Raw genomic sequence first — 11,413 nt, 5'->3', positions numbered from 1 at the left:
GATTCTCCTTAAGTTTACTTTCATTGGGTTAACCTAAAGATTGTTTCTCAACTATGACTCCTCTTCAAAGGGTACTATGGCCCTGAATATATAAGTAAGTTGCTAGAACAATGGGCTGATAAAAATCAAATACGATTGGTCTTTATTCAACCAGGAAATCCACAGCAAAATGCTTATATTGAACGGTATAATCGCACTGTTCGGTATGATTGGTTAAGCCAATATTTATTCGAAAGTATTGCTGAGGTGCAACTACATGCCACACAATGGTTATGGACGTACAACAATGAACGTCCAAATACTGCTATTGGAGGCATTCCTCCTAGGCAAAAATTGGCACTAGTTGCCTAATCCTCTACTTTTAACTTCAATTAAAAATGGGGGGATTACCGTAAGAGGTATTTTAATAAATGTTGAAGTTTAGCGATGAACAAATTAAGAAGTATGGAAAGAGTAGTATCACTGGTACTGGATTTCTTGCATTTAGAGATGTTGAAGAATTTGCTGAAAAATATGATACAAGTCTGGATTATGTTTTAGACTTAGGCTGTGGTTCTGGTAGATCAACTAATTTTTTAAGTGCTTTTTGTAAAAAAATAAATGGATGTGATATAGATCAAAATGCATTAAACAATGCGAGAAATAGTAGCCTCAAAGATAATTCGATATATTTCGAAAACACGTCTGAAAATACTTCATACCCGTATGGAAAATATACTGCTATCTTTTCAATTTTAATGTTTTTTCACTTATCTACGGAAGATGAAATAAAAACAGAGCTGGAGAAATGCTTTAATTCCTTAGAAAAAAATGGGAATTTAATTATTATAAGTGGCACTAAAAATCTTTATACTCGAAATTACTTAACCGTTAAAGGAATTGGAAAGGCTCCTTCCTTGGATGGTGATCTTGCTAAAATAAAGCTACTAACTATAGATTGTGAAATTAATGATTATTATTGGAGTGAAAACTTTATAATTCACCTCGCAGAACAAATAGGGTTTAAGCATTTAGGGACACATTTAGCACTCGGCAGTGAAAAAGATGGCATAAATTATATCGATGAATACAGTTTTGCTCCTTACTACTACATAGCCTTAAGAAAAAATGCATAAATATAAGTTAAATATCGATTTTGTAAATAATAATTTACTGTATAGTCTCATAGATGGTGGTCATAAAAAACCATCAACATTGGACTATGAAGATGTTGTAGATAATCCTGATTTTATGAATAATTTTTCTGGAAAAGATGGGTATCTTATTGGAACAATTTTCGCATCTAAAACTTTAAATAAGCTAAGCTTAGCAAACGCATTACCAAGATATAAGTATCTTGTTTTAATAGCGATTTTATTCGTTACCATCATTTTATTAAGCAATGTACTTTCGACAAAGTTAATAAGCATAGGCGGATTCACAATAACTGGAGCGATGCTTTTATATCCATTCAGTTACATATTTGACTATATAATTACGGATATTTATGGGTATCAAAACGCCCGAAGAATATTACTGTCTTGCATTGCTGCATTGGTATTATTTGATATTTGCATCTATTTGGTGATTATCTTGCCGCCATCGCCATTTTGGAAATTTCAACATGATTTTGAAACCGTATTTTCAAGAATGCTTAGAACATACGTTGCCTCGACTATTGCATTTTCAGTTTCCTTTTTCATATCGTCATTTATTTTTCAGAAATTAAAAATAAAGAATAAGGGGCGATCATTATTTAAACGAATATTCCAATCTCTCCTTATCTCAGAAATAACGGATACAACACTATTCTGTTTCCTGTCGTTTTATGGAATATGGCCCATGGAATACATGATGAAATTTATTTTGGTGTCCTATTTTACTAAAATTACATATGAAATAGTTGTGTATTCAATTATTACAAAACCTTTAATCACTATTATCAAAAAAGAAGAAAAAAGCGATATTATCGATTGGAATACCGATTTCTCGCCTATCAAATGGGAAATAAATTATGATGAATCGAATAATATATACTCTAAGCAGGATGTGAATGGAGTGACTGGCTGAGCGAGCTAATAAGATTTGATAGGGTGCCTAAATTAAATTTTTCTAGAATAGAAACCACAGTATTTTTGTCCTTAATATATTTAGTTTCTATATTCATAACTTTGCCGACCATCGAGGCATTTTTTACGTCTATTTTTAATAGTAGGTTATCAATTGGTTTAATAAAACCTTGATGCATGGTACCAATCATATATTTTTTATTAAATAGGAAAAGAACTGTATCTCCATCTTGATATGTTGATAATGAGTCTATGGAAGCAATAACAATGCTTTCATTGTTCAATATCTTACAATCAAAATTTCTATCAACTTTGAAGCCAACTGTATTTTTCTTCCAATCGTTATCATTTTCAATAAAACCTAATACTTTAGTTTGATCTGGTTCCGTCAAATTGCTTGTACTAATTACAGCAATATAATTTGATTCTTTGATATCTTCTGCCGAAATATCAATAAAATCCTCAAGTTTATTTCCTAATGCTTCCGCTATGGCTATAGCTTGATACAAAGAAGGGCATACTTGTCCATTTTTAATTCTATTAATGGCTGATTGGCTAATCTCTGTTGTCTTGCTTAGTTCATTCTCACTAACGGCGCGAGTGGCCATCAACTGGCGCATATTTGATGAAAATCGATGTTTTAACTGTTCTTCAGAAATAATTGACATAAGTGTATATTACCCTTTACAGGGTACCCGATAAAGGGTAATATGGTTAAATAATACTTTTAGTTTACATCAATTTTCTAAGCATTGGCTATTTATAGATAAATTTTATGAATAACCATAAAGAAAAAGCACCATTTTTTCATGGAGTTGAAATTGGAATCAAATAACAATTACAAAAAAGTCTTTGTCACGATACAGATTTCGGAGGAGTCAAATAGATTTCTTTCGGAGTCTGCAAAAAGATCAAATCGAAAGAAAGTGCAGGAAGCTAAAATACGCTTGGAAGATCACCTCAATAGATACCGATCAATATCCGAATTAAATGCCGCCGTTCCCCAGTTTAATAATGAAGATAAAAAGCAGTTGGAGAAGAAAGATGAATAATTCGCATGATAATGCCAATCTTTCGGGCATTAAAAAATCATCAATTTATCCGGTTAATAGCGATGAAAATAATCAAACAAGTAAGGGTTATATCCTAAATTTGGTTGCATTAGCTAATGCAAGGATGGCTTACAAAATTGACGGATATTTAGCCCATGCTGTGGCTGATACCAAAAGTTTAGAGGCAGGTGATAAAGATTGTGTTGCAAATGGATGTAAGTAATTCGAACTAACGAGAGGAAGAGTAATGAAAATATTGAAAAAAATAATAGCCCTTTCAAAGGAGTTATCTACTGTTGCGGCAGTGACTTTGCTTTCAAAAAGTGCTTTTGCTAATGATTTGCTTGCTAAAGCATTAGAAGGTGATGTCAAAGATTCGCTAGGAAGCGGCTCGATGTTTTGGAAAGTGTTTATTCTGGTGGACATCATTTTAGCAACGGCTATGGCTGTAAAAAGCAAAAATCCTATGGTGTTTGTAGGCGTGACTGCTGTTGCTTTTATACCAGCGTTCCTACTGAAAACCTTTGTTTTTTGAAGGAGAAAAGAGGATGAGCACCATGAACTATCAATTCCTAAATCACATTGATGCGCCAAAAAGGGTCTTAACGTTAACCATGGATGAGCTGGTGGTGGCAGGACTTGGTTTCATGTTGCTCATCATCGCCAATCAAAAAGTGTTGGTATCGATGTTTGGGTTGGGGTTGTTAAGTGGGTTGCGGTATTTAAAGAAAGGGGAGGGGCCAAAAGCCCTTTTAGTGCTGGCTTACTGGTATTTACCCAGTGCTATCACCCAATTTTTCTTGCCTAAATTACCTTTATCGCACCACCGTGTGTACGTGGCTTAAGGAGAGAACATGGATTTTAAAAGTTATCAAAGCCGCTTAAGCCAATTATCTGCGCGGTTTAATCTGATGGTGGTTTTAGTGTTTGGTCTTTTGGTGTCTAACGTCTTTTTGTCGTGTTTTCTTTTTAAAGCATGGAATAACCATACCGTCGAGGTAACTCCCTTTAGTGGTGCTCCATCCTATTTGAAATCAGCATCCAGTGTTGATGGCCATTACTTGAGCCTTATGGCAGAAAATTTTGTTAATGAACGTTTAAACGTCACACCCGAAACAGTGGATGCCAACCATCAGCGCCTGCTGTCTTATGTTGGGCATCAAAACTATACCTCGATGCTACGTGTTCTAACCAATGAGGCTAAGGTCATCAAAGCTAAGAAAATGTCGTCCATTTTTTATATCGACAAAAATAAAGCCAACCCACAGGAACTAACGGTCGTTGTTTCCGGTACTTTGAAGCGGTTCGTAGGGCTTCAAGCATTAAATGATGAGCGTAAGACTTATGTTTTGCAGTTCCAATATAAAGACAGCCGTCTGTCCATAGTTCAGTTTTCGCTTTTAAAGGAGAAGCAAGATGCGTAAACCATTAAGTATCGCGCTGGCGTTACTATCAACGGTTGCAATGGGTGCTACCAGTATCCCAGTGAAAGACAACAGCGATATTGCGTTAACTCTAAGTCAGGGTAATTACAACCGCCTGGTGGTCAAAAACGACAAAATCATGGAAGCAGTGTTTCCTCCCAACTCTATGGCCATTAAACGTGATGAGCAGGACGGCTCAGTTTATGTGATGTTGGCGGCTAGCAATCCTTTTACGTTATTTTTAACCACGGAAACAGGCCGTCATTTTTCAGTAACGTTAAATGGCGAAGAGTCCTTAGGCAAGACTATTGAATTGGTTCCTTCGCAGTCTGTTGGTACAAAAACAGTAGTTAATACCCCAAAAACAAATCCCAAAACAATCACACAAGAAGCAGTTCCTGAAGCAATTCTTGCCATGCTAACACACATGGAGCAACAAAAACCTTTTGCTGATGTGAGCATAAAACGCCAATTTGGCAAAGTGGAACGTTGGTCAAAAGGATTAACCCTTAAACCCCGCGACTCTTGGGACGGCAAGCTTTTAAAGGGCGAAACCATCGAACTGTACAATGGTGGTAAAGAGCCCCTGGAATTGGCGCAAGAGTGGTTTGCCAAAGAAGGAACGCTCGCGATTAAGTTCTCCAAACCATCCTTAGCACCTGGCGAAAAAGCCATGCTGTATCGCGTTCAGGGAGTCAGTCATGGCTAACTGGCAATGGAATAAAATAGTTAAAGGGCGTCAGGTGCGCACGTTGATTGTGGCTGGAGGTTGTCTGTTTTTTATTGTTGCCATGATGATTGTGCTATTAGCCGATGGTCGTCCTAAAAAGACTCAAGCCATAAAAAAATCAGTTGATTTAACAGGAATTGTGGAGGAATCGTTTACCGATGCGGTTGCAGATAATGCTATGGCCGCGCAACAAACAGAGCTGGAATCATTAAAAAAGCAACTCAGCGAATTAACCCTTAACATTAAATCAATGGGTGAGGCACATCAAAAAGAATTACAAGTGCAAAAAGAAGAATTGACGTCTCAAGTACAAGAGCTGGTTTTAGCTCACCAAGAAAAGCAAATCAGTACAGAGCCGCAAAATAACTTGTCTGAATTAAACCAAGTACAAAACCCACAATTGTGGCATAACCCTAATACCTATGCGATGAACAACGTAATGAATGGTGGTGCGGTGTTATCCGATGCAAGTCCTCGCATTCACACGGTATCGTTTCGTCCTAAACGACGCATCATCAAAACGCACCATAATTTTTATCTAAATCCTGCTCATTACGTACCGTCCAATACATCAGTACGGGCAGTTATTTTAGGCGGGGCAGATGCGGATGCCTCCGTGAATGGCCAATCCAAAAACAATGGTGTGATGCTGTTTAAGTTTCTGGAAGACGGAACATTACCTAACGGGCAGCGCTCACGCTTAAGAGGCTGCCGCGTCAGTGCCAATTCGTATGGGGATATTTCCAGTGAACGTGCTTACGGAACGCTCTATCGCCTATCGTGCGCTCATCCTGGTGAGCCGATTATTGATAAGGAAGTAACAGGCTGGGTGTTTTTCAATGGCAAGGTTGGCATTAAAGGAAAACCTTTGATGCGGGACAACAAAGTAATGACCTGGGCGGGTGTTAGTGGCGCGTTATCAGGCATAGCAAGTGCTGCACAATACGCCCAAAGCGTACAAGCCATTGGACCATATGGTGCAACTTCAGTTGTGCCAAGCAGTCAAATCGCACCTTTTGCAGCCTATGGCGGTGCTTCCAAAGCGGCTGACACGTTATCTCAGTACTACGTCAAACGCGCAGAACAATATCATCCTGTGATTCAGGTAGGCTCTGGCAATGTGGTCACCATCGTTTTTAAAGATGGTTTTTACTTAGAGCCAGACGAAGACAACAGTCAACATGCGATGAACCAAGTTAAAGCACAGCAAGAAAATCATGAACTGATAGCAAGTCAAGAGGATAACCAAAATCCTGAGATGAATTTTACTGTTCCTCCAGAAGTCTTGGGGAAAATTGATCAGGTGAATACATTAAGCCGCAATGAAACAGGAGGTTTACGATGAAACGCCCAACGTTTTCCTTAATGCCTTTGCTGGCGCTCCTTTTAACGGGTTGTGGCACGATGAATTCCAATTTCAGTTGTAATGCCACAGCAGGGGATAGTTGTTTAACCATCGAGCAGGTTGATGCCATGACCCGCTTCGCTGATGATGTAAAACCAGCGTCTCCAAGACGTGGCATGATGAAGGCGGAAAATAATCTCCAAAATTTTGAAGGCAAAGTCATCAAGCAAAACAATGGTCAGTCCGTATGGGTTGCGAAAAAAGTGGAGGGGCAATCATGGGCTTAACTTTGGCGGCATTTCGTGATAAAGCCCGCAATTTATTGCATCAAGCTGCGACATTACTTGGGGAAACATCAGGCATTAAGCCTGCTTCACTGCATGCGCATGATAAGGCGCATGAGTCGTGTGCGCTTGACTTGCCCTCGATAAAAGCCCTTTTGCCCTATGAAACAGTGAACGAAAGAGGCTTTTTTGTTAATCGCAACTCAATGGGCTTCGGATTAGAGCTTCTCCCGATGTCTGGTGCGGACGAGTCATTAATGAGCAGTTTGTCGCAACTGTTTAAAAATAAATTAACTGTAGGGACTGATTGCACGGTGCTGTTGTATAAACATCCCTGGCTTGGCGCCTCATTGTCACAAAATTATGAACCTATTTTAAAGCAGGGCGGTATCTATGCGGAGCTTGCACGTGAGAGCCTTAAATATCACTTAAATGCCATCAAAAAAGGGTATAAAAATGGCCGTAATGTTCCCGCAGGATTGAGTGATTATTGTTGTTATCTTTTTGTTTCAAGACCTATTCAACAGGATGTCAAAGAGCAGCTTCATCTGTTACAAGCTGACTTTGAATCTGAATTAAAGGTTGCAGGATTTGGGTATAAGCGGCTTGAGGAAGATGATTTTAAGGTGCTGATGCGCGCTCTTTTTTCCCCTGATTTTAACGAGTTATCCTGGCCAGTCATTAACGAATCCCAAGGGCTTATTTCGGAGAGTATACCTAATCGTTCCAGTAAAATTGAAATTGGGGATGAATGCATTCAATCCTCACTGGTGGATTTGAAAGGAGCAATCCAGCAAACACGACTGGTTAATTGTGAGCTCTCTGATTATCCGGTCAAACCCTTTGCTTTATGGCAAACACCGGATTTATTTGCGAATCTCTTGGATACGGAGCAGGGGATTCAATGTCCATTTTTAATTTCATTTACCATTCGAGGAGTCAATCAGGAAAAGGTGAAGGCGAAAGCTAAGGCTCGCGCTAAATCATTGAGTGCCAACAACAATGCGGTGCAAGGTTTTATTAATCCTTCCATTCGTGAAGAAGCGGCTGAGTGGCAATTTGTTCATGAGCATGCAACCAAAGGTGAATTGCATCTATTGCCAACGTTTTACAATGTCATTCTTTATACAACTAGCGACCGCGAACGTGAGCATGTCGCTAAAGCGATTGCAAGTTTCAGGCAAATGGGTTTTACCTTAAGCATCAGTCGTTGCAAACAATGGTTAAGGTTCTTAAGCAGCTTGCCTTTTATGCTGACCGAGGGGCTTTTTTCGAGTATTGCGTTTTTGGGCATGACCAAAAAACTAACCCATACCAACGTTGCTAATTTGCTGCCTGTCATTGCTGATTTTAAAGGGGCAAGACAGGGATTAATCGTTCCTACTTATCGCCATCAACTGTTTTATTTAAATACCTTTGATGACAGAGTATTGCCGATTACCAACTTTAATCGGCTAACCGTAGCAAGCCCTGGTGCTGGAAAGTCATTCTTTGAGCAAGCCCAAATTTTAGATGGTTTATCGCGAGGTCAGCAGATTTTCGTTATTGATTTGGGCGGCTCCTACAAGCATTTATGTGAGATGGTGGGTGGCAGCTATATTAATGCAGCAACGTTAGCACTTAATCCCTTCACGCTGTTTGATTTCGATGGTGTCACTGAGATTAAAGGGGAGAAGGTTAATGATTACATTCAAATCAGGGACTTGTTGGCTATTATGGCAAGCCCGTCTGAAGCCTTGAGCGAAGTGCAAAAATCCTGGCTTTTAGATGCTGTGACTGAATGCTGGAAAGCGCATGGAAGGACAGCAAAAATGGATGATGTATTAGCAAGTCTCAATGGAATGCTGGAGAAGAAAGAGAATCAGGGGGATCAACGACTTAAGGATTTGACGATTTTGCTCGGCAAATATGGAAGTCGTGGTCTTTACGGCCACCTCTTTAACAGCGATACCCCACTTCTCAATGGTTCCAATTTGGTGGTTCTGGAAATGGGTGAGCTGGAATCCAACCCTGAGCTTTTGACCATTGTCATGTTTGTCATGATAGTGATTATCCAGGGGCAATTTTATCATTCAGACAGAAAACGCGAAAAACGCTGCGTGATTGATGAAGCCTGGCGGTTTTTAGCGCTTGGCTCAAATCCTGTGTGTGCCAGTTTTATCGAGCAGGGTTTTCGTACTGCAAGAAAGCATATGGGCGGGTTTGCGGTCATTACACAAAATCTTGTGGATACGATGAACACCATTCAGGGGAGGGCGATTGCTGCAAGCTCTGATACTAAAATCATTATGCGTCAGGGCGGGTTCAAACAATACGTTGATGAGCATCCAAAGCATTTTAATCCATTAGAAGTAAAAGTTATTGAATCTTTTGGTGAGGCGAAAACTCAAGGGTTTTCCAATTTGATGATCCAATTTGGAAATGTCACCACTTTTCATCGTTATTTTTGCGATCCGTTTTCACGTGTTCTGTTTTCCACCTCAGGGGAGGAGGTGAGTCTCATTGAATCGTTAACCAAGCAAGGGGTTAGCTTGTCTGATGCAGTACAGCGCGTTGCACACCAATCTTATGGGGCAGAATGATGCGATTAACTTCCCTGGTTTTAGGTTGTGCATTAGCGGTTTTTGGTGTGGTTTGCATTTTTTATGGTGTATCACTTCAAAAGTCGATTGTTGTTTTTGATAAAGAGGTGGTTCAAGGTCAATTTATTCGTCAATTGGCAGAAATAAAAGCGACTGAATCTCAAGTGGAACAGTCTACCAGAAGATTTAATGAAGTACTGAATAAGGTGCTTCTTGATATAGCACAGCAAAAGAAACTCATCATTTTAAGGGCGTCTGATGTTCTAGCCGGTGGTGTTGATATTACCGATGAGGTGCGAATTAATTTGAGCCGTGCCATGAGGAACAAATCGTGAACATTTTTGGTTGCTTGATTCTTCTTGCGATTTCAACGGGGCAGGTTCACGCCAAGTCTTTTGGTGTAGTAGGTGAAGTGTTTCCTATTGCGGAAAAGAGCTTTTTAACGCTTATTGAAGAACGATTAGCTGCTTTGAAAGCAAGTGGTGAGCTTGAAGCAATGAATCAACGCTGGATTCAAACAGCAGCCGAGCACGCAAATAGGCCGAAAGCATTGGATCTTCCGCGCACTAACCGTTCAATGCGTCATGATTACGCGCCAGAAATGACCTTAAGCCAGGATATAACTAATGAAAGTGGTCGAATTTTGTACTCAAAAGGAACTCATGTAAATGCGTTGCAACACATGCCTTCTTACACACCGTGTTGGTTATTCTTTAATGCCGATGATGAAGCACAGTTGAATTGGGCGGTACTTCAAAAAACTCAGTGCGCGAACCCTAAATTGATTCTGACCGGCGGTGCAATTAATACAGCTGAGAAAAAACTCAATGCGGTGATTTATTTCGATCAGGCAGGAAAAATCACTCATAAGCTTCATATTACCCATGTACCGGCAAAAGTGACACGTCACCAAAATCACCTGGTCATTCATGAGCAAGCAATCAAGGAGAATGGTGATGTGCTTTAGGATATTGATTTTAATGATCCTTTTTCTTGGTTTTGCGCCACTTAATGCCAAGCAATGTACAGGGCATTTTGTGAACCCAGTGACGGATGTGTGCTGGCGTTGTTTATTTCCATTGTCTATTGGCAATGCAAAGGTGGTGAATTCGTCTCTTCCTGATACGGAAAATGCATCCAGTCCTATAGGTGTTTGTCCTGCAAGTACTGGCGTGAGAATTGGTTTGAATATTGGATTTTGGGAACCGATAGCGCTTACGGATGTGACGGATACACCGTATTGTCTGGTAAATCTTGGTGGTACTAAATTGAATTTGGGGTTAAAGCAGGGTAGGGGTGGTCGTCATGTGGTGGGCAATGGGCAGCAACGTGCATTTTTCCATGTGCACTGGTACAAATATCCATTGATTAACTGGTTGAATCTCATTACCTCCGTGGGTTGCTTGCAAAAAGGTGACTTTGATATTGCTTATCTGACCGAACTTGATCCGACCTGGCAGGATTCAGAGATGAGCTTTGTGTTAAGCCCTGAGTCGGTATTGTTTGGTAATCCCGTGGCTGCAAGTGCGTGTGCTGCGGACGCACTCTCATCCACTATGACCAATAAACCACTGGATAGCCTTTTTTGGTGTGCGGGCAGTCAAGGAACTCACTATCCAATGACAGGGCATGTTACTGCTTCTGTTTCACCCGTGCAAACTGCACTGCTGTTGACCGAGCGCATGAATTACAAAATGCACCGTGAGTTTTTAGTATCTGACTCAAGCCCAAAATCTGGGGCAATTTGCAAAGAGCATTACTACACCGTAACTCCTAAATCACGTTATCGCTATGAGATGGTGAATCAAGTGCCTGATGGTAAGCATTGCTACCCATCGGGCCACAGCACCCTGGCCTGGGAAGCTGGAAAAATCAAGCCACATACGCCTGACCAATATGGGTTTTTGGTGTGGCGAAAACGTCACTGTACATTCCTTTAGTCGGGAGA

15 protein-coding genes and 1 pseudogene are annotated in these 11,413 nt (G+C 40.2%); 15 read left to right on the top strand and 1 reads right to left on the bottom strand.

Features of this window, described 5'->3' with window-relative positions:
• Nucleotides 1–78 precede the first annotated feature (78 nt).
• From Lnau_RS09620 to Lnau_RS09610, 3 genes and pseudogenes are all read left to right on the top strand, one after another.
• Nucleotides 79–351: pseudogene (locus Lnau_RS09620) on the top strand (integrase core domain-containing protein); the annotation flags it as partial.
• A gap of 59 nt (nt 352–410) precedes the next feature.
• On the top strand, nt 411–1,115 hold the full coding sequence (locus tag Lnau_RS09615) for a class I SAM-dependent methyltransferase (RefSeq protein WP_058504935.1): 705 nt from the start codon (nt 411–413) through the stop codon (nt 1,113–1,115).
• Nucleotides 1,108–2,049 carry a queuosine precursor transporter gene (locus Lnau_RS09610; protein ID WP_058504934.1) on the top strand — a complete coding sequence of 314 codons (942 nt, stop codon included), beginning with the start codon at nt 1,108–1,110 and terminating at the stop codon, nt 2,047–2,049. The genes Lnau_RS09615 and Lnau_RS09610 overlap by 8 nt, the downstream gene beginning before the upstream one ends.
• On the opposite strand, the gene Lnau_RS09605 is transcribed toward Lnau_RS09610, so the two are convergent.
• Nucleotides 2,018–2,716: a helix-turn-helix domain-containing protein gene (locus Lnau_RS09605; protein WP_058504933.1), complete on the bottom strand. Its 699-nt coding sequence runs from the start codon at nt 2,714–2,716 to the stop codon at nt 2,018–2,020. The genes Lnau_RS09610 and Lnau_RS09605 overlap by 32 nt on opposite strands.
• 141 nt (nt 2,717–2,857) lie before the next feature.
• Here Lnau_RS09605 and Lnau_RS09600 point away from each other — a divergent pair, with 141 nt between their 5' ends.
• From Lnau_RS09600 to traU, 12 genes are read left to right on the top strand one after another with little or no spacing between them, the layout of a single operon-like run.
• Nucleotides 2,858–3,100 (top strand): TraY domain-containing protein, encoded by a 243-nt coding sequence (locus Lnau_RS09600; protein ID WP_058504932.1) that lies wholly within the window; start codon nt 2,858–2,860, stop codon nt 3,098–3,100.
• Nucleotides 3,093–3,323, top strand: a complete 231-nt coding sequence (locus Lnau_RS09595; RefSeq protein ID WP_058504931.1) for a hypothetical protein — start codon at nt 3,093–3,095, stop codon at nt 3,321–3,323. The genes Lnau_RS09600 and Lnau_RS09595 overlap by 8 nt, the downstream gene beginning before the upstream one ends.
• Before the next feature lie 24 nt (nt 3,324–3,347).
• Nucleotides 3,348–3,635 (top strand): hypothetical protein, encoded by a 288-nt coding sequence (locus Lnau_RS09590; RefSeq protein ID WP_058504930.1) that lies wholly within the window; start codon nt 3,348–3,350, stop codon nt 3,633–3,635.
• A gap of 13 nt (nt 3,636–3,648) precedes the next feature.
• The gene (traL, locus tag Lnau_RS09585; RefSeq protein WP_058504929.1) at nt 3,649–3,945 is read left to right on the top strand and encodes a type IV conjugative transfer system protein TraL; all 297 of its coding nucleotides are present in this window, start codon (nt 3,649–3,651) and stop codon (nt 3,943–3,945) included.
• Between the two features lie 9 nt (nt 3,946–3,954).
• Nucleotides 3,955–4,524, top strand: coding sequence for a type IV conjugative transfer system protein TraE (gene traE / locus Lnau_RS09580; RefSeq protein WP_058504928.1), 570 nt, complete (start codon nt 3,955–3,957; stop codon nt 4,522–4,524).
• Entirely contained in the window at nt 4,517–5,233 is a 717-nt protein-coding gene (gene traK / locus Lnau_RS09575) for a type-F conjugative transfer system secretin TraK (RefSeq protein ID WP_058504927.1), read from the top strand. The genes traE and traK overlap by 8 nt, the downstream gene beginning before the upstream one ends.
• Nucleotides 5,226–6,599: a TrbI/VirB10 family protein gene (locus Lnau_RS09570; RefSeq protein WP_058504926.1), complete on the top strand. Its 1,374-nt coding sequence runs from the start codon at nt 5,226–5,228 to the stop codon at nt 6,597–6,599. Before traK ends, Lnau_RS09570 begins: the two co-directional genes overlap by 8 nt.
• The gene (locus tag Lnau_RS09565; protein ID WP_035895989.1) at nt 6,596–6,886 is read left to right on the top strand and encodes a TraV family lipoprotein; all 291 of its coding nucleotides are present in this window, start codon (nt 6,596–6,598) and stop codon (nt 6,884–6,886) included. Before Lnau_RS09570 ends, Lnau_RS09565 begins: the two co-directional genes overlap by 4 nt.
• Nucleotides 6,877–9,465, top strand: a complete 2,589-nt coding sequence (gene traC / locus Lnau_RS09560) for a type IV secretion system protein TraC (protein ID WP_058504925.1) — start codon at nt 6,877–6,879, stop codon at nt 9,463–9,465. Before Lnau_RS09565 ends, traC begins: the two co-directional genes overlap by 10 nt.
• Nucleotides 9,462–9,800 (top strand): type-F conjugative transfer system protein TrbI, encoded by a 339-nt coding sequence (gene trbI / locus Lnau_RS09555; RefSeq protein WP_238585960.1) that lies wholly within the window; start codon nt 9,462–9,464, stop codon nt 9,798–9,800. The genes traC and trbI overlap by 4 nt, the downstream gene beginning before the upstream one ends.
• Nucleotides 9,797–10,432 carry a type-F conjugative transfer system protein TraW gene (gene traW / locus Lnau_RS09550; protein ID WP_058504923.1) on the top strand — a complete coding sequence of 212 codons (636 nt, stop codon included), beginning with the start codon at nt 9,797–9,799 and terminating at the stop codon, nt 10,430–10,432. Before trbI ends, traW begins: the two co-directional genes overlap by 4 nt.
• Complete coding sequence (gene traU / locus Lnau_RS09545; protein WP_058504922.1) at nt 10,422–11,405, top strand: conjugal transfer pilus assembly protein TraU; 984 nt, start codon at nt 10,422–10,424, stop codon at nt 11,403–11,405. The genes traW and traU overlap by 11 nt, the downstream gene beginning before the upstream one ends.
• Nucleotides 11,406–11,413: the final 8 nt, after the last annotated feature.

This window comes from Legionella nautarum, from assembly GCF_001467895.1.
GTDB lineage: Bacteria > Pseudomonadota > Gammaproteobacteria > Legionellales > Legionellaceae > Tatlockia > Tatlockia nautarum.
The sequence above is the reverse complement of the archived record's forward strand: the minus strand, read 5'-3'. Positions and strand labels throughout refer to the sequence as shown.

Excerpts from the sequence above, each read along its gene's own strand:
- Lnau_RS09615 (WP_058504935.1), top strand. The coding sequence starts at position 411 with ATGTTGAAGTTTAGCGATGAACAAATTAAGAAGTATGGAAAGAGTAGT.
- Lnau_RS09610 (WP_058504934.1), top strand. The coding sequence starts at position 1,108 with ATGCATAAATATAAGTTAAATATCGATTTTGTAAATAATAATTTACTG.
- Lnau_RS09605 (WP_058504933.1), bottom strand. The coding sequence starts at position 2,716 with ATGTCAATTATTTCTGAAGAACAGTTAAAACATCGATTTTCATCAAAT.
- Lnau_RS09600 (WP_058504932.1), top strand. The coding sequence starts at position 2,858 with ATGGAGTTGAAATTGGAATCAAATAACAATTACAAAAAAGTCTTTGTC.
- Lnau_RS09595 (WP_058504931.1), top strand. The coding sequence starts at position 3,093 with ATGAATAATTCGCATGATAATGCCAATCTTTCGGGCATTAAAAAATCA.
- Lnau_RS09590 (WP_058504930.1), top strand. The coding sequence starts at position 3,348 with ATGAAAATATTGAAAAAAATAATAGCCCTTTCAAAGGAGTTATCTACT.
- traL (WP_058504929.1), top strand. The coding sequence starts at position 3,649 with ATGAGCACCATGAACTATCAATTCCTAAATCACATTGATGCGCCAAAA.
- traE (WP_058504928.1), top strand. The coding sequence starts at position 3,955 with ATGGATTTTAAAAGTTATCAAAGCCGCTTAAGCCAATTATCTGCGCGG.
- traK (WP_058504927.1), top strand. The coding sequence starts at position 4,517 with ATGCGTAAACCATTAAGTATCGCGCTGGCGTTACTATCAACGGTTGCA.
- Lnau_RS09570 (WP_058504926.1), top strand. The coding sequence starts at position 5,226 with ATGGCTAACTGGCAATGGAATAAAATAGTTAAAGGGCGTCAGGTGCGC.
- Lnau_RS09565 (WP_035895989.1), top strand. The coding sequence starts at position 6,596 with ATGAAACGCCCAACGTTTTCCTTAATGCCTTTGCTGGCGCTCCTTTTA.
- traC (WP_058504925.1), top strand. The coding sequence starts at position 6,877 with ATGGGCTTAACTTTGGCGGCATTTCGTGATAAAGCCCGCAATTTATTG.
- trbI (WP_238585960.1), top strand. The coding sequence starts at position 9,462 with ATGATGCGATTAACTTCCCTGGTTTTAGGTTGTGCATTAGCGGTTTTT.
- traU (WP_058504922.1), top strand. The coding sequence starts at position 10,422 with ATGTGCTTTAGGATATTGATTTTAATGATCCTTTTTCTTGGTTTTGCG.